16 protein-coding genes and 1 tRNA gene are annotated in these 23,195 nt (G+C 69.1%); 9 read left to right on the forward strand and 8 right to left on the reverse strand.

The features are described from left to right. Window positions 1–49 precede the first annotated feature (49 nt). The 5 genes from ACFYZR_RS27045 (at window position 50) to ACFYZR_RS27065 (ending at window position 9,234) form a co-directional block, all read left to right on the forward strand. Entirely contained in the window at window positions 50–1,594 is a 1,545-nt protein-coding gene (locus ACFYZR_RS27045; RefSeq protein WP_391914762.1) for an acyl-CoA carboxylase subunit beta, read from the forward strand. A 269-nt stretch (window positions 1,595–1,863) separates the two neighbouring features. After that, window positions 1,864–2,706, forward strand: coding sequence for a BTAD domain-containing putative transcriptional regulator (locus ACFYZR_RS27050; RefSeq protein WP_391914669.1), 843 nt, complete (start codon window positions 1,864–1,866; stop codon window positions 2,704–2,706). A 727-nt stretch (window positions 2,707–3,433) separates the two neighbouring features. Next, complete coding sequence (locus tag ACFYZR_RS27055) at window positions 3,434–7,426, forward strand: CHAT domain-containing protein (protein ID WP_391914671.1); 3,993 nt, start codon at window positions 3,434–3,436, stop codon at window positions 7,424–7,426. Then, entirely contained in the window at window positions 7,423–8,124 is a 702-nt protein-coding gene (locus ACFYZR_RS27060; protein WP_391914673.1) for a hypothetical protein, read from the forward strand. The genes ACFYZR_RS27055 and ACFYZR_RS27060 overlap by 4 nt, the downstream gene beginning before the upstream one ends. 273 nt (window positions 8,125–8,397) lie before the next feature. Beyond that, on the forward strand, window positions 8,398–9,234 hold the full coding sequence (locus ACFYZR_RS27065; protein ID WP_391914675.1) for an SAVMC3_10250 family protein: 837 nt from the start codon (window positions 8,398–8,400) through the stop codon (window positions 9,232–9,234). Between the two features lie 685 nt (window positions 9,235–9,919). Here the strand turns inward: ACFYZR_RS27065 and ACFYZR_RS27070 are convergent. From ACFYZR_RS27070 to ACFYZR_RS27080, 3 genes are read right to left on the reverse strand one after another with little or no spacing between them, the layout of a single operon-like run. Continuing rightward, complete coding sequence (locus tag ACFYZR_RS27070) at window positions 9,920–10,360, reverse strand: GNAT family N-acetyltransferase (RefSeq protein WP_391914677.1); 441 nt, start codon at window positions 10,358–10,360, stop codon at window positions 9,920–9,922. A gap of 12 nt (window positions 10,361–10,372) precedes the next feature. Continuing rightward, entirely contained in the window at window positions 10,373–11,101 is a 729-nt protein-coding gene (locus ACFYZR_RS27075) for a 5-formyltetrahydrofolate cyclo-ligase (protein ID WP_391914679.1), read from the reverse strand. 20 nt (window positions 11,102–11,121) lie between these two features. Then, window positions 11,122–12,288: a helix-turn-helix transcriptional regulator gene (locus ACFYZR_RS27080; protein ID WP_391914681.1), complete on the reverse strand. Its 1,167-nt coding sequence runs from the start codon at window positions 12,286–12,288 to the stop codon at window positions 11,122–11,124. Between the two features lie 229 nt (window positions 12,289–12,517). Between ACFYZR_RS27080 and ACFYZR_RS27085 the strand changes: the two genes are divergently transcribed. From ACFYZR_RS27085 to ACFYZR_RS27095, 3 genes are all read left to right on the forward strand, one after another. Beyond that, a complete protein-coding gene (locus ACFYZR_RS27085) occupies window positions 12,518–12,739 on the forward strand; it encodes a hypothetical protein (RefSeq protein ID WP_391914683.1) in 222 nt (73 codons plus the stop codon). 292 nt (window positions 12,740–13,031) lie between these two features. Continuing rightward, window positions 13,032–14,312 carry a radical SAM protein gene (locus ACFYZR_RS27090; protein ID WP_391914685.1) on the forward strand — a complete coding sequence of 427 codons (1,281 nt, stop codon included), beginning with the start codon at window positions 13,032–13,034 and terminating at the stop codon, window positions 14,310–14,312. A gap of 52 nt (window positions 14,313–14,364) precedes the next feature. Then, entirely contained in the window at window positions 14,365–15,162 is a 798-nt protein-coding gene (locus ACFYZR_RS27095; RefSeq protein ID WP_391914687.1) for an aminoglycoside phosphotransferase, read from the forward strand. A gap of 71 nt (window positions 15,163–15,233) precedes the next feature. On the opposite strand, the gene ACFYZR_RS27100 is transcribed toward ACFYZR_RS27095, so the two are convergent. Beyond that, complete coding sequence (locus ACFYZR_RS27100; RefSeq protein ID WP_391914689.1) at window positions 15,234–15,716, reverse strand: phosphoribosyltransferase; 483 nt, start codon at window positions 15,714–15,716, stop codon at window positions 15,234–15,236. Window positions 15,717–15,794: 78 nt separating this feature from the next. Between ACFYZR_RS27100 and ACFYZR_RS27105 the strand changes: the two genes are divergently transcribed. After that, window positions 15,795–16,076, forward strand: a complete 282-nt coding sequence (locus ACFYZR_RS27105; RefSeq protein ID WP_391914691.1) for a hypothetical protein — start codon at window positions 15,795–15,797, stop codon at window positions 16,074–16,076. 128 nt (window positions 16,077–16,204) lie between these two features. Here ACFYZR_RS27105 and ACFYZR_RS27110 read toward each other — a convergent pair. The 4 genes from ACFYZR_RS27110 to tmk all read right to left on the reverse strand — a co-directional run bounded on the left by ACFYZR_RS27110 (window position 16,205) and on the right by tmk (window position 23,068). Then, window positions 16,205–16,278, reverse strand: a tRNA-Thr gene (locus tag ACFYZR_RS27110). Between the two features lie 97 nt (window positions 16,279–16,375). Beyond that, a complete protein-coding gene (locus ACFYZR_RS27115; RefSeq protein WP_391914693.1) occupies window positions 16,376–18,010 on the reverse strand; it encodes an alpha/beta hydrolase in 1,635 nt (544 codons plus the stop codon). A gap of 374 nt (window positions 18,011–18,384) precedes the next feature. After that, window positions 18,385–19,608, reverse strand: coding sequence for a DNA polymerase III subunit delta' (locus tag ACFYZR_RS27120; RefSeq protein ID WP_391914695.1), 1,224 nt, complete (start codon window positions 19,606–19,608; stop codon window positions 18,385–18,387). A gap of 163 nt (window positions 19,609–19,771) precedes the next feature. After that, a complete protein-coding gene (gene tmk, locus ACFYZR_RS27125) occupies window positions 19,772–23,068 on the reverse strand; it encodes a dTMP kinase (protein ID WP_391914697.1) in 3,297 nt (1,098 codons plus the stop codon). Window positions 23,069–23,195: the final 127 nt, after the last annotated feature.

The following is a 23,195-nucleotide window of genomic DNA, read 5'->3' on the forward strand; positions in this document are numbered from 1 at the left end:
CCCGGAGGCGGCCGTCGCGCCCCCCGCCGCCCCCGCCTCCCCCGCGGACATGACCGGACGCGTCGCGGAGCTGGCGGACCTCCGGACGCGGATCCTCGAAGGACCGAGCGCCAAGGCCACCGAGGCCCAGAAGGCCAAGGGCAAGCTCACCGCCCGCGAGCGCCTCGAACTCCTCTTCGACAAGGGCACCTTCACCGAGACCGAGCCCTTCCGCCGCCACCGCGCCACCGGCTTCGGCCTGGAGGCCAGGAAGCCCTACACCGACGGCGTCATCACCGGCTGGGGCAAGGTCGAGGGCCGTACGGTCTTCGCCTACGCCCATGACTTCCGCATCTTCGGCGGCGCCCTCGGCGAGGCCCACGCCCAGAAGATCCACAAGCTGATGGACCTGGCCGAGACGGCGGGCGCGCCCATCGTGGGCCTGTGCGACGGCGCCGGCGCCCGGATCCAGGAGGGCGTCACCGCGCTGGCCGGCTATGGCGGCATCTTCCAGCGCAACGTCCGCAACTCCGGTGTGCTGCCGCAGATCAGCGTCATCATGGGCCCCTGCGCGGGCGGCGCGGCCTACTCCCCCGCGCTCACCGACTTCGTCTTCATGGTGCGCGGCACCTCGCAGATGTTCATCACCGGCCCGGACGTCGTCCAGGCGGTCACCGGCGAGAAGATCACCCAGGACGGGCTGGGCGGCGCGGACGTCCACGCCGAGACCTCCGGAGTGGCGCACAACGCCTACGACGACGAGGAGTCCGCCCTGGAGGACGTGCGCCACCTGCTGTCGCTGCTGCCCTCCAACAACCGCGAGCTGCCGCCCGCCGAGCCGGTGCACGACCCGGTCGACCGGCGCAACGACGTCCTCCTCGACCTCGTCCCGGCCGACCCCAACCAGGCGTACGACATGCGGGCGGTCATCGAGGAGATCGTCGACGACGGCGACTTCTTCGAGGTCCACGAGCGCTGGGCGCCCAACATCATCTGCGCCCTGGCCCGGATGGGCGGCCAGGTCACCGGCATCGTCGCCAACCAGCCGCAGCGGCTGGCGGGCGTGCTGGACATCGAGTCCTCGGAAAAGGCCGCGCGCTTCGTCCAGATGTGCGACGCCTTCAACATCCCGCTGGTGTCCCTCGTCGACGTGCCCGGCTTCCTGCCCGGCGTCGACCAGGAGCACGGCGGCGTCATCCGGCACGGCGCCAAGCTGCTCTACGCCTACTGCAACGCGACCGTACCCCGTATCTCGCTGGTGCTGCGCAAGGCCTACGGCGGCGCCTACATCGTCATGGACTCCCGCTCCATCGGCACCGATCTCGCCCTGGCCTGGCCGGTCAACGAGATCGCCGTCATGGGCGCGGAGGGCGCCGCCAACGTCGTCTTCCGCCGTGAGATCGCCGCCTCCGACGACCCGGAGGCCACCCGGCAGGCCCGGATCGCCGAGTACCGCGACGAGCTGATGCACCCTTACTACGCGGCCGAGCGCGGCCTCGTCGACGACGTCATCGACCCGTCACTCACCCGCGCCACGCTCATCGAGGCCCTCACCATGCTGCGCAACAAGCACGCCGCCCTGCCCGCCCGGAAGCACGGCAACCAGCCGCAGTAGCCATCGATTTGACGGCGCCTCACGGTGCGTACCGTCATGAGCGGTACGTACCGTGGGTACGGGGGCACCCGGCCAACGGCCCGGCCGGTGGGCACAACGGACGGAGCGTCATTAAAGTAGCCCCTTATTAAAATACCTACCGTTAGGTAACATGACACTCTTGGGTCCCTTCGGTAGGAATCCGTACCTGGCATGCCTACTGTCAGAATCACCCTTTCAGGTGATCGGCGCAGGGTTCATCGGTCGCGCCGGGAACAGGAGTGTGCGCAGTGAGGTTCAACCTCATCGGGCCGTTCGAGATCGTCGCGGACGACGGCCGGACCTACGTACCGAGCACCCCGAAGGTCTGTCAGGCGCTGGCACTTCTCCTGACCCGGCCCAACGAGATCGTCACGGCGGACTCGCTGATCCAGGAGCTCTGGGGCCAGAAGCCACCACGCAGTGCCCTCACCACGCTACAGACGTACATCTACCACGCCCGGCGCATGTTCGTCGGCGAGGAGCTGGCCGCCGCCGGCCGGACCCTCCTCGCGACGCGCGCGCCGGGCTATGTCATCCAGGTCGACGACACCGAGGTCGACATCAAGATCTTCGAGCAGCTGATCGCCCGGGGACACTCCGAACTCCAGGACGGCGACCCCGAGTCGGCCGTCCACCACCTCAACCAGGCCCTGGGCCTCTGGCGCGGCCCGGTGCTCTCCAGCATCCCCTCCGGCGACCTGCTCGCGGGCTCCATCGCCCACCTCGACGAGCTGCGCATCCGGGCCCTGGAGCTGCGCATAGAGGGCCAGACCCGGCTCGGCCGGCAGCGCGAGTCGATCCCCGAGCTGCGCCTGCTGGTCCACGCCTACCCCCTCAACGAGTGGTTCCACGGCCAGCTGATCTCCGCCCTCCACGGCTCGGGCCGCCGCGCGGAGGCGCTCCAGGCGTACCAGAACCTCTACCGCATCCTCAACGACGAGCTCGGCCTGGAACCCTCCCCCGAGCTCCAGCGCCTCCAGCGCGAGGTCCTCAACCCGGAGCCGTCCGAGGTGACCTCGCTCAGCCGCGTCACCGCACCGCGCGACGCACGGGCCGTGACACCGCTGTGGATGACCTCCCTGACGGGCTGACGTCCGTGGCGTGACATACGGGTCGGTCGGTTTAATGTTCCGTTAACAACCCGACCGCCCCGGCTCCGTCCCGGGGCCCTGGGGTCCCTGGGGGTCCCTGGGGGTCCCGGGGGTCCCGGGGGTCCCGGGGGTCCCGGGGGTCCCGGGGGTCCCGGGGGTCCCGGGGGAAAACGAAGCGGGAACGAAGAAGCCCGGCTCAGACAGTGTCTGAGCCGGGCTTCTGGCGGAGCCGCCTTCGGGATTCGAACCCGAGACCTACGCATTACGAGTGGTCACGGGGTTTGCTGGGGCGTGGCACCGGGTGCTCCTGAGTCCCGTTTCCGCAGTTCAGAGCTGATATCGGTAGCCGGATCATCCGGGTACGGACGGCTTGTGCTGCTCCGTCCGCTCACGCATCGCTCACGCGACCAGCACTGGTCCAGCGTCCCGAGGCGATGCAGGACCGATCCCAGCCATGGCCGACAGGATCTCCCACCAATTGGGGGTCGCTGGGCACGACCGGATCATCGTCACAGGCAGCACTTGGAACATTCCCCCTGCATGAACGGACCAGCTCACCGACGACAGGGGGATCACCGTCCCGCTGCGGGTGGGCGGCCAGACGGCCTGAATCAGTACCAGCTGGCCTACCCTGAGTCCTCAGGAGGTTACGGGGTTGAGGGATGCGCTACTCAGAGAGCTGGCTGACAGGGTTCGGGGCTCCGGTAACGGCGGGGCACCGAATATCGTGCTCAACGATGCGGGAGTCAAGGCCGCCACGGAACTGATGGCCCTCGCGAGCGAGGCCCTGGACGAGCGGCAGACAGTGGACACCGACATCCTGCACACAGTCGCCGCGTACTACTGGGCACGGTCCCTCGCCCACGGTGACGCCGCGCTGTCGGCCGCCGACCGCCTGCAGGCGATGCACGTTTTCGGACTGCTGTACTTGGTCGATCACCGGCGCGTGCCTCGCGAGTTGTGGTCCCAGCTCACCGAGGAGACCGGCTACGACCCGTGGCAGGACCCTGTTGACCATGCAAGCGACCTTGTATTGGACGCCGAGGAGAGCGGCTACACGTCGGCAATCGACGAGGCGATATCCCTGCTCCACGACTCCCCCGGCACTCCCTACCGCGACACCACACTGGGCCTCGCTCTGTGCCACCGGGCAGCGGTTGTCGACCGCGCGCTCGCCGACCGCCTGGCCGATGCAGACTCTGCCGTCGAACTACTCGCCAGCGTAGCCGCACTCCCCGAAGAGTCGCCCGCCCGGCGGGCCCGCCGCAGACTGACCCTTGCGGACGCCCAGAGGCAGCGTTTCGAGCTCTCCGCCGACCACGACGACCTCGCGGCAGCGGAGTCCTCATCACGTACAGCGTTCACCGAAGCGCCAGAAGGCTCTGCCGAGCAGGCGGACGCGGCGGCAAACATCGGCGTATCCCTCGGCCACCGCGCTGAGGGCGAGCCGCTAGCGGAAGCTGTCGCCCTGCTGCAGGAAGCCGTCTCATGGCTGCGCATTGCGGTGGATCTTGAGACAGCCTCGGGACAGGACTCAGCCCACCGCTCAAACCTGTGCAAGGTGATGGGGCTGCTTCTCGACAGTACGGTTCTGGGCCCAGAGGAAGAGCGGGACACAGCGGCGTCGGAAGCCAGCGCTCCGCTTACCCCAGACTGTGCACGCCAGGCCCGAACCCTCGCCGCTCTAGGCTCGAAAATCGCCGCACGGGTCATTCCGGAGGACGAAGCGATCCGCCGTGTCGTGGCCCCAGCCTTCGCCCTCTCGAAGGAGGCCGTCGACTCCGTGGTGACCGGCGTCATGGGTATCGTCGGCTCCGGGGCACCTGAGGATGTGGTGCCTGCACTCACCCTTGCGCTGGAGGCCGCTTCCGCGCGTTGGGGAACGGGACCCGAGAGTCCTTGGTGGAAGGCCGCCGACGCCTACGTCGAAGCCGCCCGTCTGAGCCTGGTCAGGCGTCCCGACGGGATGCTGTTCCGTCGCGCGCACGACGTCGTCCAGGCCCAGATCGAAGTATTGCGCGAACGTAATGAGACCGATGAACTCGCCGAGACCCTCTTTGCCGCCGGACTACTTCACCTCAGCCCGTACTTCGGCGAACTGCCAGGGCTGACCTTCAACAGCGCGCTCAGCCTCTGGCGGGACCGTCAGATCCGATACCGATCCCTCCACCCGGACGATCCCACCCACACCGCACACCCGGACATGCCGCCCCCCGTGGAAGCAGCAGCAGCGGCGGTCACGTACCTCCGGGATGCTGCGAACCTGTCGTCAGGTCATGCGCTGGGGCGAGTACTCAGGTCTCTAGCCGAGGCACTGTCCTTCCTCGCTGGGATGCAGGAGGAGTCATACGATCGCGAGATCTTGCTCGCCGCGCGGAAGGCCTTCGATGTCCTGGACCCGCAGCGTGACACGCTGAGCCGCCTATACGTGCTCCGTATCCTGCTCCGATTCGGCGAACTGACCCTGCCAAGCGAGCTGTCCGGCCTGCTACCTGTGCCCCTCGCTTTCATCCGGGAGCGGCAGGGGAAGCATGAAGCGTCATGTGCCTTCGCCGAAGCACTAACCGTGGCAAATGAGGCTCACCGCCCCGACCTTCAGGCGCAACTGCTCAATGCAGCGGACCGCGAGCTGCCGAATCTCTCACGGGACTCCCACCGTCGGCTGCGTTGGATGAGTGAGGTGCACTGTCTCGCCGACGACCGACTGGTCTGCTATCCAGAATCAGCGCCTGTGGCCTCAGTTGCCAGCCAGGTGCGGTCGCTCGCCGAAGCTGAGGGATGGTCCTCCTCAGAGCGGGCAGCAACACTCATTCATCTCGCAGCGCATGCCGACCCGGCGGAGACGGGTAAGGCCGGCCGCGATCTCATCGAAGAGGCACGGATATTGGCACCCGAACTCTTCCAGCAGCACGATGACTCGTTTCACTATCTCGACGCCATGCACGCCCATGACCTGGGTGTGCTCGCTGAGAGGGAACATCAACCGGAGGCAGCGGCCCGCAACTTCGCATCGGCCGCGTTCCATTTTGGTGCGTGCCGACAGATCGATCTCGCCCTGGCAGCCCTCGACGCCGGGCTGGAGTGGGCAAATGCCTGCAATGGACCGTCAGCCGTCCGTGCAGCTCACGCACTGCTTCCAGCATCCGTATTCCTGAGACACGGGACCGACGAGACGGTGGACTGGAAACTGCGCGACCTCTATCAGTCACTGATCTTCAAGCTCACTAGCAGCACCGTCGATCTCTCGGTGATGTCCCGGGTGCTCCAAGCCGCAAAGGGCATGGACTTCACCATCGCGGCGGAGCACCCGGGTCCGCTGGAGTTCTCCGCCGGTCTGGACCGGATCCTCAACCGGACGCGACTCGCTGAGGCAAGGCTGCCCGGTCCGCTTCCCGATTTTGAACTGCCTGGCGGAGCCGAGGCAGCGATGCTCTTCTACCTGGGGTCCGGGGAGGCAGAACCGGACAGCAGTATCGAGGCCGAGGTACGCAACTTGCAGCGTGCCGCTGATCGCCGGATCAGCCAAGAACTGCGCACGGCTCGGGAGCCAACACGACTCCCTCTACTGGAGCTCGAACAAGTGCAAGCCCTGCTGCCTGAGGAGACAGTGTTCCTCTCCGTCTTCCTAGGCCAGGTTCACCATCACGGGTCGACCAATCCCATCATGGCGTTGCAGGGTCTCGCGGTGACCCGGGAGGAGTTCGCTTACCGCACGATGATGTTCCCGGACTTCGAAGGTGGGTTGGTCCGGCTCTCCAAGGCTGGCCACTCACTCAACCTGTCTCCCGCAGCAGTACACATCGCAGCACTACGGCGTGACATCACCACGGACCCACTGCACCGCAAAGTGACTCGCACTGCAGAGCAGCTCCTTACGGACGACTCCCATTCCTATCTGGCCGGATTCACTGAATCCCTGGCATCCTGGCTCGACCAGGGAAAGACCCATCTCTGTGTCTGGGCTAACGGCCCCCTCCACTATGTTCCCTATCACTTGCTCCATGCCAACGGCCGTCCGTTGGCAGATGATTGGACCGTCACACAGGTGCCCAGTCTGTCCTTCCTGAGTCGTCCGGACCGACCCACACCGCCCTCATCACGTCAGGGACTCGCCGCTTTCGCATTCGACAGCGGCGGCACAGACTCCCTGGAGGCTCACACCGCACGAATCGCCGCCTCGATGGGTGGCACCGACCCTGTTCTGGGAACGGTCGCCACAGCTCGCCGTTTCCTGGACGCCCTACCCAGCGCCCGCTACGTGCATGTCGCGGCCCACGGGGCACACAACGAGTGGGCTCCTTGGTATCAGTGTCTGTTCCTGGCACCAGATCCGGAGACGGGTGACGACGGTCGGGTCTTCGCCCATGACATCCTCAGAACCGATCTGCGCGGCGTCGAACTCGTCACCATGAGCGCGTGCGAGTCGGCGCTCGGCCGTTTCGACATCAACGACAACCTGCACGGCCTACCTGCCGCCTTCCTCTCGGCCGGTGCCGCCGCCATCGTCGGCTGTCTCTGGCCAGTCGCCCCCGATGTGGCCACGGGATTCTTCGGCGCACTGTACGAACAGCTCGCCATTGACCCAGACCGGCGCACCGCATTCCATATCGCCCAGTCCCAGACCCGCGCCCGCTTCCCCTCCTACCGGGACTGGGGTGCCTTCTGTTTCATCGGCGACTGGCGCACAACCACCAATGCCCCCCAGGGAGCCACCGAATGACCCCCGTCGATCAGCCGACCGAAACGGCAGCACCGGCCTACGACATCCCCCTTGTACCGACGCTCCTCCTGCAGACGCCCACCCCTCATCCCTCTCTGACTGGACGGATCTCACTGGGCATGCCGGTCATACGGCCTCTCACCGCCACGCAGGCCGCGGAAGGGGACGAGGACTGGGTGGAATTCCTGGAGTCGCAGGCCGGCCAGTACGACTACTTCCTCCTAAGCCTGATTTGTTCGTTCCGCCCCTCTCCCGACGGAACTCCCTTCGTGGACGCGGGTATCGGTATCCGGCTAGAAGCTCCCGGCCAGACAGCCGATCGGCAGCCGATCGCGTGGTCCATCTCGCCGAAGAAGAGAGCCCTTCCCGTGACACCCTCCTCCCCCCAGCTGAAGCTGACCGCCAAGCTCATGCTCGTGGAGGCCGGTGTGGAGTACACGCCGGAACAGGGCGGTCGCGAGGAACTGTTCGTGGTCGGCATGGGCGAACGCGACAGCGACCCGGAGTGGCGGTTCAGCGCCACCGCCAGCACGCCCCTGGTCGGCGACGAGTCGATCACCCTCATCGTCCGAGCCCCCGCCGTCGTGCCAGCACAGGCCCACATCACGATGGCCGCGACCGTCAAACAGCGCCGTCTCGGCCTGATCCCGTACCGAGCCGAGCTTCCCCCTGCCCTGCGGACCATCGACTTCCGTTGATCGCAGCGGAGGAAGTCAGCACGGGAAATCACTGCGTGAGAAGTCCTACTCCCGCAAGGCATGGCCTCTCTGATCGTGGTGGTGTGGGCGATCATGTCACTCGAGCACCTCTCACAGGTGAACTCCGGGAACCCCAGTGAGCCGGGAAGACGTCTGTGTCAACATGGCGGATCCTTCGCCCAACCAAGGGCCGCCACAGGGGACTTACTGCCGATGGGGAACAACCTGCTCACCTGCCTGGAGCCGGGCGGGTAAGGCGTTACTGGAGGCCAGATGCGCGAGCTGCTCTACCTTTCGACGGCCAAACTTGGCGAGTTCCATCAGGCCCCAACAGGTGGACTCTCCGCCCGGGCGTTCGAAGCCGAGGCGTCCGTACTGAGTGCCGTCAGGGCACGTGTCTCTGTCGGAGAGGGTTCGGCTGGAGAAGGCTCTCCGGAAGCGCGCCTGGAACAGGTCCTCACCCATATTCAAGCGAAGCTCAGAGCGCACACGAGCCTTCCTAGCACCTGCGAGGATCTGAGGGCCTACGACTGGTTAGAGTTCACCGGCCCATTTCTCTACGGGCCGCGAGTACGCGACTGGGGCCTCATCAATCGTGGGGTGTACACATTCATGTCGCTCCAGGACCCTTTGTGTGTGCTGAGGCGAGGGGAGGAGATGTGCTCGGGTGTCGAACTCATCTTGTGCGGCTCGCGTCAGCACGTGCGGATGGAGCACGACTGCCCGCCCACACGTATGGGGTCCGGCTCTGATTGGCTGCACGATCTTGCCGCCGAGTTGGTGGGCGGGGAGGAAAGCGGAGACACTTCATTCCCGGACCGTTTATTGACGACAAATCGAAGCGACCAGGAGTTTGCGGCACGTTCTAGTTACAGCATGCTCGCGAGCTACTGTGAGGGACCTGCCTACCTCCACGGGTATGCTCGCGTGTTGTGCAATTTCTCTCCCGGCCAGTTTCAGCACCGCTTGATCGTAGCAACCCCCTTATATGTCGAGGCGGTGCCACCACCTGAGCCTGCCACTGTGACCGTCACAGCCCAACCGACTACTCCACCTGCCAGATGGCGGCGTCTGCTGCAGTTGCGGGGCAAGGGCTCCACTTCGCGGTAGTCAAACCGATGAGGCCACCTCGCCCACCTTGCCTACCGCCGGATACCTGAACGTCGAGAGGTTTCAGATGCTGGAGTTCGATTACTCGATCAATGTAAATGGGGTGCTGCAATGCGGAGAATGCGGAACGACGAGATTCTTTGAAATCCTCCTGCATTTCGCCCTACAAGGACACCATCCCAGTGAATTCGCCGCGAATCTAGCTGAAGACGTCCCAGGTTGTTACGGGTGGAAATCCCTTTACCACCCAGAGGGGCGACGCCGTTACGACCTCCCGTTTTATTGCCCGATATGCGTTCCACGAGTGGGTGAGCGCGCAAAGCGTGAAATGCTGGACGACTGTCCGTGGTGCGGCTACGAACAGTGTCAATGCCCACCGCCAATTGAGCACTCCGAGCTCCAGTCCGGCACCGGAGAGGATCCGTGGTTGTTCACAGCCTCGCCTATAACTGGCCTCCGGCCCATGGAAACGGTTGATGAGACGTAAGGATGCGCCATGGGCGACCGAGCTGTAATTCGTCGGCTCGACATGCCCGGTTCGTGAATCGGTGTGGCCTCGTCGGCATAGGCCGGTCCGATGCGCTTGCTGGCCACGGCGGGAACCGCACTCCGGGCGGTCGATTTTGCGCCGTCCGTGCCGGCGGCGCGGTGGTTCGTGGCCCTGTGATGCGTTGGCCAGCCCGGATCACACACTCCAATCAAGCCGAGGCTTGGGAAAGCGACGAGTGGCCGCTCGGATGTGTTCGCACACCGGTGACAAGGGTGTGAACGCCGCTCCCGTTTCGCGAGACAGGGCCGGGAAGAATTTCTGTGCCATCGGCGACTGCCCCGAGGTGGTCCAGTGGTAGTTTTCCGCCCCCCGCATGGCCCGAAGCACCAAGCGCCGGCCCAGGCCCTGGCGCTGCCAGTCATCGGCCATGCTGATTTTGGATATGACGCCGCGGCGGCATGTGTGGCAGGTCTTCCAGATCAAGGTTGCTGAAGCATGGCCCAAGCGGCGGCAGACATTGATCACTTGGTGCTCGCCGTCGCCGCCATCCAGGTAGTACAGGAAGAACCGGTCGGTTCGTGGATGCCGGGTCCGTATCCACCACCACTGGAACTCGCTGAGCCCTTCGGGCTTCATCTCATCTCCTCGCTACGAGCGACTGGCGTGCCTGCGTTGCAGCGCTGGGATAGCGGCGATCTTCTCTGCAGCAAGGTGGTCCCAGAGGATGCCGTCCGGACGGTGCGGTACAGGACAGGTGATGACCTCGTCGGGCGTAATGATCAGGTCGACGCTGACGTCGTGATCGGTGGCGGGGATGGCGCTATCCACGACTTGGAGTGGGTGCACGGTGGTGACGACGAGGGTGTCAGGGCTGATGAGCCCTGCCTCGGTCAGGAGGGCGAACTCCAGGTCGGAGTAGCCGGCCCCTTTGCCGATGCGGATGCCGTCCCGGTTCACGGCGACGCTGCCGAGGACCACGATCTGGATGGGGCGTAGGGCGTCGACATCGACCATGGGGGCAGCGGTCGCCGCGACGCGGCTGGACGCGGCCTCGATAGGCGGGACGGTTATCTCGTCGGGGTCGAGCAGGTAGAATGGGCGGGGGCCGGCGAGTCTCGGCACGGCCATGTAGACAGTCTTCCCGTCAGCCAGTGCCTGTGCACGGACGGGGAGTTGTGCCTTATCGGGCACTGCCTTGATGATCGCGGCGGCCTGCCAGGCGGGCAGAGTGGCAAGGCGGGCGGCCGCCGCATCTGCCCCCTTGAAATTCGGGATGCGGCCGTGGACCGAGACGTCGTGGACGGCCGCAGCATCCTCCAGCGCGTCCCAAACCTGCTGGCGTACGAGCTCTTTGGCCTGGTCGTGCTCGGTGGGCACCGGTTGATCTCCTTTGCCGCTCACTGCGCTGCCATGAGAACCAGCAGCCTGTCGTGTACGTCCTGGACGCCTGGCTCTTGGCGCCAGGGCCGCAGCTCTCGGGCGGCACCGAACACGAGGTTCATGCCCCCGCCGCCGCGTGTCTCCTCCAGTTCCTCGATGGCCTGGCCGAGGGCTTCGACCGCGGCCTCGACCTCGCGCTGGCGGATCAAGGCGAGCGTAAGGTTGCCCATCACGATGGCGCGAGACTTTCTGCGGTCGCGCAGCTCGGCGGCCGTGGCCGTGAGGATGCGCTCGGCACGGCGGTGCTGCCCGAGGGCGAGGTAGCAAGAGCCCGCGAGGCGACCAATCTGGGTGGGGGTGACGAGTTCGGCGGCTGCGTCGGCTGCGTCAGCCCGGTTCAGGTACTTCTCGGCCTCGCCGAGAGCGCTCTCGCACTCGGTGGCGTGGCCCAGCATCGCGTAGGCCTCCCCGGCGTGGAGCATGGCGAGCCCGGCCAGGGCATGGCTGGAGCCCTGGGCCGTGTGCGCTGCCTGGAGGGCGAGATCGAGACCTTCCTGGGCGTCGCGGGTTCCGTACAGGGCGACGTAGCAGGTACGCAGAAGGGCGTGACCTTCCAAAGTGTGGTCGCGAAGGTGGCGGGCGACACTGACGCCTTGGGCGTAGAAGGAGTTGGCGGTCGCGTGGTCCCGCCGCTGGGAGGCGTCCCAGACGAGCTGGCCCATGAGGGTGGCGGCGTCCGCTTGAAGGGTGCGCAGTTCTCGCTGGACCCGGCCCTTGCGGGCTTCGGCTGCCAGGAGGGTGACGTGTCCGAGCTGGCGCCCGCCTTCGGCGAGGAGGCTGGCGGAAGGAACCTCGTCATACCGTTCTGCCAGTTGCTGGAGCTCGGTCCGCAGTGACGCACAGGTGCTGAGGTCGCAGCGTTCAGGGTGCCGTAGCGCGTACTCGCGTCGCCCGTTCTCCGGTGTGGTGTCCAGGCTCGGGGCTGCCAGCAGGTCCTGTAGCCGCTCGGCTGTGACGCCGAGGGCGCGGGCAAGGCGGGGACGCATCCAGGGCTGTGGGTCTCCTCGGCCGCTCTCCCAGCGGACGACGGTGGAACGGTCCACGTGGAGATGCTCGGCCAGGGATTCCTGCGTGAAACCCCGCGCTTTGCGCTGCTGCGCGAGCTGGTGCCGGCTGAGCGCCATGACGTCATCTCCCCGGATGTGCCTCTGAGGGCAACTCCCCAGGTGATGCCCGGATGTGCCGCACGGATGCCTCAGAGGTGCATCAATTCTGCCCTGGTCCGGCTCGCGCGGGAGCGGTTCTGTGGAGGCCACCCCCTATTGGTGGTCGTGCAACAGGGACGTAGTTCGAGCTGGGCGGCGCGGCGTGAGCCCCGCAAGCCGGCGACCGGCGACGAAAGGCGACAACTCCGTGATCACGCACGCCAGCCCCCAGAAGCGGGACCTCCGCTACGACCACCGGCAGCAGCGGTTCACACTCCCGATCTCCGTGCACCACCTGGACGGCACCGTCGAGGCCGTGAACCTGGTTTTCGACCCGGATCAGATGACGCTGTTCTCCATCCAGGCCGAAAACGCCATCGAGCGGCGCAAGAAGGCCGTGGTCACGGACCGCGTGGCGCGCACGGAGTGACCGGGTAGTGCCCGTGCCCAGCCGACCGTAGGTCGGTGATGAGGTGCGGGACGAGACAACCGGGCGGGCCGCGATCATCACCGACGTCCGCCGCAAGAAGTTGTACGTGCTGCGGCCTGTCGCTGGTGCGGGCGAGTGGATCGCCGAGGACCCGTAACAGCTGACCTTGGTCTGTCGTCGGCAGCACCGGCAGACCTGGTGAGCGGGCATCGCCCTACGGAAACGACCACTGCGGGCGAGAAGTGGCTCGCCGTCGAATCTCCGGACTCCTCTACCGATTGAGAGGATCGTTATGCACGAGCTGATCGTCAGCGTGGTCCAAGGCGAGCACTTGGCCGTGCGAGCGGGAAGCCGGAAGGGGGTCAAGATTCCCCGTGCCCGGTTCGCCGAGCTCCAGCATGCCGTCGCCAGCGGCGAAACCATTCCCGGCTGGCTCACGGGCGCAGCACGCGCTTCGTGGGACATCGACCTCTCGGGACGCCTGGCCGCCGGAGCTCTCCTGGTGCGGGCTCCGGCCCCGTACGGCTACAGCCGGGCCACCTGGGAGATCAACCTCGGCTGTGATTTCGAATGCGAACACTGCTATCTCGGTGAGAAGAAGTTCGCCGGCCTCGACTGGCAGGGCAAGAAACGGCTCCTGCGGATCATGCGGGACGCGGGAGTGCTGTGGCTCCAGATCACGGGCGGTGAACCGCTGATCGACCCGCACTTCCCCGACGCCTACGTGCTGGCGTACGAGCTGGGGATGCTGACGGAGATCCTCTCCAACGGTTCCCGGCTCTGGCACCCCACGATCCTCGACCTCCTGACCACCTACCGGCCCACCAGGATCTCGCTCAGCGTCTACGGCGCGAGCGTCCGGACGTACGACGGACTCACCCGCCGCAAAGGCGCGTTCAAACGGTTCGCACGGGGCCTCGACGCCGCATTGGCCGCCGGACTGAACATCGACCTCAGCTTGGTCATCACCAACCGCAACGCCCACGAGCAGGAGGGCATGCGGGCCTGGGCCGAACAACTCGGTCTTCCCTACCGCGAGTACGCCAACATGTCCCCCACCATCTACGGAGGTTCCGAGAGCCTGCCCTCGCAGTCGCCCGAGCACCTCACCCAACGGGCCCCGTTCACCGGCTGCCCCGCCGGACACACGTTCTTCCATGCCGACCCGCACGGGCGAGCCTCGATCTGCAAGGTCGGCCGCGACCGGCAGATCGACCTAATGGCCGATGGAGTTGAAGGGCTGAGCCGTCTCGGCGGCATCGCCGACTCCCTGATGCTTCGCACCAGAGGATGCTCCGGCTGTCAGCTCTCCGGCTCCTGCCGGGTCTGCCGACCGCTGGCCAAGCTCTTCCAGGAAGCGAAGGCACCACTGATCAACTACTGCCAGCACGGACAACCGAAAGAGAAGGTACGTCATGACCACTGTCATGGTCGAGCTCACGCCGACGCGCGCGGTGGAAGACTCCGAGGAGGTTGTGCTCATCGACGACCTGGACGCCTACACCAGTGCCACACAGCCGGGCTGCAACGACGACAACCCGTACACCTAGCCCCTGCGCTCGGGAGGCCGTGACGCACTTCGCGTTACGGCCTCCCCTGTCGTCCCTGTCTGGAAGCCTGCCCCCATGCCGACTCACCGCCTCACCGAGATCCCCACCGCAGTCCAGGACGCCATCGAGACCGTCGCCGGGCCCGTGTTCAAGGCCGAGATGCTTTCCGCCGGCTTCAACAGCGAGATCGCGGCACGGCTGCACACTCCCGACGGCGCCGTCTTCGTCAAGGGGCTTCGCACGGATCACCCCCGCGTGTGGACCCAGGACCGCGAAGCCGCGATCAACCCCTACGTTCAGCCTGTGGCTCCCGCTCTCCTGTGGCACGTCCGCGAGGCTGGCTGGGACCTGCTCGGCTTCGAGGACATCGACGCACCGCACGCCGATTACAGCCCCGGCTCGCCCCATCTTCCGCTGGTGGTGGAAGCGCTTCGGACCCTCGCAGACATCGCTGGCCCCGACATCCCGCTGCGCGCGATGCCCCAGCGGATGGAGACCTACGTGGACGACCCGGCAGTCCTCGAACTCTTCGACGGCGACCGTCTGTTGCACACTGACTGGAACACCACCAACGTTCTGGTCAAGGACCGTGCCCGCATCGTCGACTGGGCCTGGGCCTCCACAGGCGCCGGATGGATCGACCCCGCCCTGTGGATCATCTGGCTCGTCGCCAGCGGTCATACCCCGGCCCAGGCCGAGACCTTGGCGGGAGGGATCTCGGCCTGGAACATCGCGCCCGCGCATGGGGTCGATGCCTTCGCTCAGGCGCAGCGGCGGCTCTGGGACGAGATCGCCGGAGACGCCACCGACGCCTGGACATCCCGTATGCGGGCAGCGGCACGTAGCTGGGCAGTGCACCGCTGCCTCGGCTGAGCGCGAGTGCCCGGGCGTCGCCGCTCAGGAGGAGTGACCATTTATGTGCCCAGACGGCACAGATTTCTTCGTCAATGAGGCTGTGCGTTCGACTGCATCTGGTCGACCACACCGGCGTTTCCAGCCAACTCCGCACCCGCAGCGCTCGCAAGATCCCGAACGGCCAGAGCCTGGTTTCCGGTCTCGATCCAGTCATCCACGAACAGAACCCGGTCGACTGGCCCCAGCAACGCCCGCTGGATCCGCAGCGAGTGCCGGATCCCCCGATAGTCCGGCTCTGTTTCCCGGACGAGCTTCTCGCCGGGAAACATGCCAGCTGCCTTCCGCACGGCGATGAAGCCCACACCGAGCTCCAGCGCCGCTGCCCCTCCAAGCAGGAACCCTCGCGACTCGATCCCGCACACACCCGTCACCCCCGCGTCGCGGAACGGATCCACCAGCGCCTGCACAACCACGCGCAAAGCATCGCCATCCCGAAAGAGCGGCCGCATGTCCGCGTGGCCACCGACCCACCGGAACCGCTCCAGCAGAAGATCACGCGCCGAGATCGTCATGGCGTCGGATTCTCACGCACTCGTCGGCAAGAAGCGACCGACTTTCCGCCGCCACGAGGGGCCCAGCCCTCTCACCGCATGGGCTGCGAGCAACACCCATTCGGACAGTTCCAATACCCGACGTCACCATTAAGTGTCCTGCCCCAAGTCGGCAAGAACGCCGCCGAGGCCACCGCCAAGTTGGTCCCGCTTCAGCGCAAAGCCGAGGCAGAGAAGGCGGCCCGCAAGGCTGCGAAGGCCGCCAAGAAGGCCAAGGCCAAGGCCAAGAAGAACGGCAAGGGCAACGGCAAGCCGAAGGACAAGGCGAACGCCCAGACCAAAGCCAAGAAGAAGGCCAAGCGCCGGAAGCCCGAGAAGTAGGCCCCGACGGCGCTCCGCTCACGCATCGCTCACGCAGGCCATCCCACGACACCCCGGCCGTGTGACGCGTCATGCCCCGAGCAACGGAAAAGCCCAGGTCAGCGGTATCTGACCTGGGCTTCTGGCGGAGCCGCCTTCGGGATTCGAACCCGAGACCTACGCATTACGAGTGCGTTGCTCTGGCCAACTGAGCTAAGGCGGCAAGCTGCGTAACCAAGGTTGGCGTGTGCAGCGCGCCTAAGTCTACACAGTTTCCAGGGGTGCTCCGTACATGGTCGTCCGCGAGGGGATCCCGCAGGTCAGGAGCACCTGCGGGAGGCCGGCGGCGGGGTGCCCGTGAGGAGGTAGTCGTTGATCGCGCCGTCCACGCAGCGGCTGCCCCGGGTGTAGGCGGTGTGGCCGTCGCCGTCGTAGGTGAGCAAACGGCCGGAGGAGAGCTGGGAAGCCAGGGCGCGGGCCCAGGGGTAGGGCGTCGCCGGGTCGCGGGTGGTGCCGACGACGAGGATGGGGGCGGCGCCCCGGGCCGGGATGCGGTGGGGGCCGCCGGTGGCCCGGACGGGCCAATAAGCGCAGCTCAGGGCGGACCAGGCGAAGCTGGCGCCGAGGGCCGGGGAGGCCTTCTCGAAGTCCGGGACAGCACGGCGGACGGCGGCCGGACCGCGGAAGGCGGGCGGGAGGTCGAGGCAGTTCACCGCGTTGTTGGCGGGCATCAGATTGGTGTAGTGCCCGCGCTGGTCGCGCTCGTAGTAGAGGTCCGAGAGGCGCAGCAGCAGGGCGCCGTCGCCGGTCTGGGCGTTGTGGAGGGCCTTGCGGAGGACGGGCCAGGTGGTCTCGTCGTACATGGCGGAGATCACACCCGTGGTGGCCAGGCTCTCGGTGAGCCGGCGGGGGGTGCCGGTGGCCAGCGGGTGCTGGTCGAGCTGCTCGAAGAACTGCTTGAGGCGGACGCCCGCGACATCGGGGCGGCCGCCCTCCAGCGGGCAGTCCTCGTGCTGGGCGCAGTCCGCCGCGAAGGAGGCCAGGGCCGTCTGGAAGCCCGCCGTCTGGTCGCGGTTGATCCGGCGGGCGTCGAGGCCGGGGTCCATGGCTCCGTCGAGGACGAGCCGGCCGACGCGGGAGGGGAAGAGCCCCGCGTAGGTGGCGCCGAGGAAGGTGCCGTACGAGGCGCCGACGTAGTGGAGCCTGTCGTCGCCGAGGACGGCGCGGAGGACGTCCATGTCGCGGGCCGCCTCGACGGTCGAGACATGACCCAGCAGCTTGCCCGAGTGGGCGGCGCAGCCCTGGGCGAACTTCTTGAACGAGGCCACCAGTTCGCGGACCTCCGCGGGGTCGTCCGGGGTGGTGTCGACCTGGGCGTAGGCGTCCATCTCCTTGTCGGAGAGGCAGGTGACGGGCTGGCTCGCGGCGACGCCGCGCGGGTCCATCGCGACCATGTCGTACTGGGCGCGGACGGCGGCGGGGTAGCCGGAGGCCGCGTACTCCTGGAGGAAGCCGATCGCCGAGCCGCCCGGGCCGCCGGGGTTGACCATCAGGGCGCCGAGGCGCTTGCCGGGGCCCGTGGCCTTCTTCCGGGAGACGGCGAGCCGCACGTCGTCGTGGGAGCGGGGGGCGTCGTAGTCGAGGGGGGCGCGCAGGGTGGCGCACTCGAAGCCCGCGCGCTTGCCGCCGCAGGAGTGCCAGGCGAGCCGCTGGTCGTAGTACGGCCGGAGGGCGCGCGGCAGGGCGGTGGGCAGCGGGGCCAGCTCCGGGAGCGCCGCCTGTTCGTCGGCCGCCTCGGGAGGGAGGAGGGAGGCGAAGGAGCCGGGGTCGCCCATGTGCCGCGGTCTGGCCGCCGCCGCGCCCGGCACCACGGCCCCCGAGACGGCGGCGGAGATCAGCAGGGCCGCGGTCGCGGCGAGCGTGCCGGAGGTGCGGAACAGGCGACTGGTGTCCATCGGCTGGCCCCTCGGTGTGGGAGACAGGGTGGGCGCATGGCATTCGGGCATCCGTAGGACATACGGACATGCGACATGCACAGGACCACGCGGGCATACGGAGCGTATCCGGACGGATACCCGACTTGGCCAGCCTTACGGCCCACTAGTCCTCATACGAGTGAGGAATCACCCAACCTGCGGTGTGCCCGCCGTTCCTCGTACTACTCACCCTCCCCGGACCGGCTCACCTGTTCCCCCCGTCACCCGGACGGGGCCCCTGTCACCCGGACGGACCGCGCCCGGACGACACCGGGAACGACACGCGGTACGCGGTACGCGGTAGGTGGTGCGGCACCCGGTACGACTCGCGGTGCGCGGTACGGCGCCGGGCGTCAGCCGGCGCGCAGCGCGACCGCCATGGCCTCGACGGCGAGCAGCGGCGCCACATTGCGGTCGAGCGCCTGCCGGCAGGCGCTGATCGCCTCGATGCGGCGCAGCGTCGCCTCGGGCCGGGAGCCGCGCGCGATGCGCTCCAGGGCGTCCCGCGCGTCGTCGTTGGCGAGCTCGACGCGCGAGCCGAGCTGTATCGCGAGCACGTCGCGGTAGAAGCCGGTCAGGTCGGTGAGGGCCAGGTCGAGGCTGTCGCGCTGGGTGCGGGTCGCGCGGCGCTTCTGGCGGTCCTGGAGCTCCTTCATGGCGCCTGCGGTACCGCGCGGCAGCCGGCCGCCCGTGCCCGCGGCCGCGCCGAGCGCGGCCCGCAGCTCCTCGGTCTCCTTGGTGTCGACCTCCTCGGCGACCTGCTTGGCGTCCTCGGCGGCGGCGTCGATCAGCTCCTGGGCCGCCTTGAGGCAGCCGCCCATGTCGGTCACGCGCAGCGGCATCTTCAGCACGGCCGCGCGGCGGGCCCGGGCGCGCTCGTCCATGGCCAGGCGGCGGGCCCGGCCGATGTGCCCCTGCGTGGCGCGGGCCGAGCGGGTCGCGAGCTCCGGCTCGATGCCGTCCCGGCGCATGAGGATGTCGGCCACCGCCGCCGTGGGGGGCGTGCGCAGCGTCAGGGACCGGCAGCGGGAGCGGATCGTCGGCAGCACGTCCTCCAGGGAGGGCGCGCAGAGCAGCCAGACCGTGCGGGGGGCGGGCTCCTCCACGGCCTTGAGCAGCACATTGCCCGCGCCTTCGGTGAGCCGGTCCGCGTCCTCCAGGACGATCACCTGCCAGCGGCCGCCGGCGGGCGACAGCTGGGCCCGGCGGACCAGGTCACGGGTCTCCTTGACGCCGATGGACAGCAGGTCCGTACGGACGATCTCCACGTCCGCGTGCGTCCCGACGAGGGTGGTGTGGCAGCCCTCGCAGAAGCCGCACCCGGGGGCGCCGCCCGTCGCGCGGTCGGGGCTGACGCACTGGAGCGCGGCGGCGAAGGCACGGGCGGCGGTGGCCCGGCCGGAGCCGGGCGGGCCCGTGAACAGCCACGCGTGCGTCATCCGGGAGGCGGCCGCCGCCTCCGGCACCGCCGAGGGGTCCACCCCGGCGACCGTGACCAGCGCGTCCGCGTCCCGCGCGGCAGCGGAGAGCTGCTCGATCACCCGGTCCTGGCCGACCAGGTCGTCCCACACCGCCATGGCTGTTCCTCCGCGCTGTCCGTCCTGCGGCTACCCATTGTGGGCCACACCACTGACAAGTCCGGCACCGCAAGCGGGCCCCGAAGGGGCGCGGGGAACTGCGCGACCAGCCACGACGGCGCCGCAGCCGATCGACGCCCCGGCGCCGCACTTCCAGCGGCGCCTAGCGCCGCTCTCCCTCGTCGCCGTCGGCATCGACATCCCGCTTGCCGAGCAGATCGTCCGCCAGCGTCGGGGCGTCGTCCGCCCACTCCGGCCGGTGGCGCCGCGCCTTCCGCAGGGGACGGCGCGGCGCGGCACCGCCCTCGCCCTCCGCGTCGACCTGCGGCAACTCGCGCGTGCGCTCGACCTCCGGGGCGGCGTCGTCGTCCTTGCGGAAGAGCCAGTCGGGGACGCGGTCCACCGGGTTCTCCGACCGCTCCGGTCGCTCCGGTCGCGCGGGCCGCGCCGGGGGCTTCGGCAGCACGGCCGTCTCCTCCGACTCCGAGCCCTGGCCATGGGGGGCGTCCTGCGGCTCGACGCCCCAGGTCACGCGCGGGGTCGGCGGCATCGGCGCGACGACGGGCGGCAGCACGGCCGTCCGGTCCTCGGATCCGGCCGGGGGCCGGGGCGTCTCGACGGTCGGCGCGTCACCGGCGCCCTTGGCGTCCTTGGCCTCCTTGCGGAAGGCAGCAGTCCCCACGACGGGCGGACGCACAGAACCACGATCGCCGCTGTCACCCGCGTCCGCATCCGCCTCCGGCTTCCGCAGCGAGGGCTGCGGCACGGTGGGCGCCTCGTCGGCGTCGCCGGCCGCACCAGCCTCCGCCGCCCCCGCCGACGCGGCCTCCGCCGCCAGCCGGGACTGCTCGGCCTTCAGCAAGGCTTCCTCCGCCCTGCGCTGCTTCTCCATGCGCCGTTCCTCGGCCTCGGCGCGCAGCCGGGCCTCCTCGGCGGCCTGCTCGCGCAGTCGTTCCTGCTCGGCGGCGCGGGCGCGCTCCTCCGCCTCACGGCGGACGCGCTCCTCCTCCGCGCGCTGACGCGCTTCCTCGGCCTCGCGCGCGCGGCGCTCTTCCTCACGGCGCGCGGCCTCCTCGGCCTCGCGCCGGGCGCGCTCCTCCTCGGCGCGCAACCGCTCCTGACGCTCGCGCTCCAGCCGCGCCTCTTCCGCCCGGCGGCGCTCTTCCTCCGCCTTGCGGGCGGCGGCCTCTGCCTCGCGGGCGGCGGCCTCCGCCGCTTCCCGCTCCGCCTTGCGGCGGGCCTCCTCCTCGGCCGCCTGGCGGGCCGCCTCCAGGGCCGCCGCGCGCGCGGCCTCGCGGGCCTCGAGCTCGGCGGCGGACAGCGGCAGCATCTGGTCGAGCCGGTGCCGGACGACCTCGGTGACGGACGAGGGCTCCTGCCCGGCGTCCACCACGAGGTACCGCGCCGGGTCGGCTGCGGCCAGGGTCAGGAACCCGGTCCGGACGCGCTGGTGGAACTCCGCCGGCTCGGACTCCAGCCGGTCCGGCGCCTCCGTGAAGCGCTCGCGCGCGGTCTCGGGCGAGACGTCGAGCAGCACGGTCATGTTCGGGACGAGCCCGTCCGTGGCCCAGCGCGAGATCCGGGCGATCTCGGTCGGCGAGAGGTCGCGCCCGGCGCCCTGATAGGCGACGGACGAGTCGATGTAGCGGTCGCTGATGACGACCGCGCCGCGCTCCAGGGCGGGCCGTACGACGGAGGCGACGTGCTCGGCGCGGTCGGCCGCGTAGAGCAGCGCCTCGGCGCGGTCGGAGAGACCGGCCGACGCGACGTCCAGCAGGATCGCGCGCAGCCGCTTGCCGATGGGCGTGGCGCCCGGCTCGCGGGTGACGACGACCTCGTGGCCCTTGGCGCGGATCCACTCGGCGATCGCCCGCACCTGGGTGGACTTCCCGGCGCCGTCGCCGCCCTCGAAGGCGATGAAGAAGCCGGCGGGGGCCGTGCCCTCGGCGGGGTCGCCGCCGCGCACCACGTCCAGCAGGTCGCGGTGGAAGGGCACCCCGTGCCGGTCGTCGGTCCGGCCCAGCACGAGCGCGCCCACGGGCAGCAGCAGCGCGCCGACGAGCATCAGCGTGAACGCCGCCCCGCCGTGCGCGAAGACGAAGGAGCCGGACACGAGCCGGTGCGGCCCGATGACCGCGGCGAGGACGGGCGCCACGACCGCGCCCAGCGCGACGGTGAGGCGGACGACCGCGTGGAGGTGCTCGGTGGTGCGGGCCCGGCGGGTCTCCTCGGTCTCCTGGTCGAGGAGGGAGTGCCCGGTGTTGGCGACGACGCCGGCGGAGCAGCCCGCCAGCAGGACGAGCAGCAGCACGGTCGTCGTGTCGGGCACCAGCCCGGCGGCGAGCAGCGCGGCGCCGGTCAGGGCGAGCGCCAGCGCGAGCAGCCGGCGGCGGGAGAAGCCGGGCAGCACCTTCCGGGCGCCGCGGATGCCCAGGACCGGGCCGCCGGTGAGCGCGAGGGCCAGCAGGGCGAAGCCGACGGGCCCGCCGCCGAGGTCGGCCGCCTGGAGCGCGGCGACGCCGACGGCCGCCGCGACCGCGCCCGCGATGGCCGCGCAGGACAGGACGAGCACCGGGATCGCGCCCGTGCGCCCCTTGTCGGCGGCGCCGTGGGCGGTCTTGGGGCGGCGCAGGCCCTCCAGCGGAGAGCGCGCACGAGGGGGCTTCACGCCCTCGGGGAGCGCGGGCAGCGTCAGCTGGTGGAGCACCACGCCGGACGTCGCGAAGAGCCCGGCCGCGAGGAACGAGCCGAGGGCCGCCTGGTGGAGGTGGAACCAGTCGATGCCCGAGCCGAGCAGATTGCCGATCAGGGTGATGACGAGGAGCGCGGCCGCCGCGACGGGCAGCGCGAGGTAGGTCGTGCGCAGCGACAGCCGCCGCAGCGCCTCCTGGTGGTCCGGCAGCGGGCGCACCGCGCCGCCCTCGGGCGGCGGGGCGGGCAGCAGGGCGGGGACGGCGCCGTCCTTGGCGACCGTCCAGACGCGTTCGGCGGCGCCGACGACGAACGCCGTGACCAGCAGCCAGACGACGGCCTGGCGCCCGGTCCAGTCGGCCCACAGGGGTGCGACGGCGAGCAGCGCGAACCGCAGCCCGTCCGCGCCGATCATCGTCCAGCGGCGGTCGAGCTTGCCGGCCGGGGCGAAGAGCGAGGACAGCGGGTCCAGCAGGACCGCGCCGGGGAGCAGGGTGCCCAGCAGCCGCGCGCCGATCACGGCGGCGATCGCGAAGGCGGCGCCGCGGTAGCCACCGCCGAAGGACCCCGCCTCGACCGCGGCCTGGAGGGCCAGCAGCAGGAGGACGAAGACGGCGAGGCCGTCGCCGACGGCCCCGGCGGACTGGGCGCTCCACAGCCGCCGCAGCGGACGGAAGCGCAGCAGGGCCCGTACGGCACGCTCGCGGGAGTCCGCGGCCAGTGCTCCGGATACGGGGCTCTCCAAAGGTGGCTGCTCGGCTCGCGTCATCCTGCCAGCCTATCCGGAGTTGTCCGGATGCCGACTGTCAATACGAACGTATATGCGAACTTACGTCCGGTCCCGGAGCCGCCCGCCGAGGGCGGATACGGGACCGGGCCGCCCCCGGCAGGGGCGG

This window comes from Streptomyces sp. NPDC001678, from assembly GCF_042892945.1.
Taxonomy (GTDB): Bacteria; Actinomycetota; Actinomycetes; order Streptomycetales; family Streptomycetaceae; genus Streptomyces.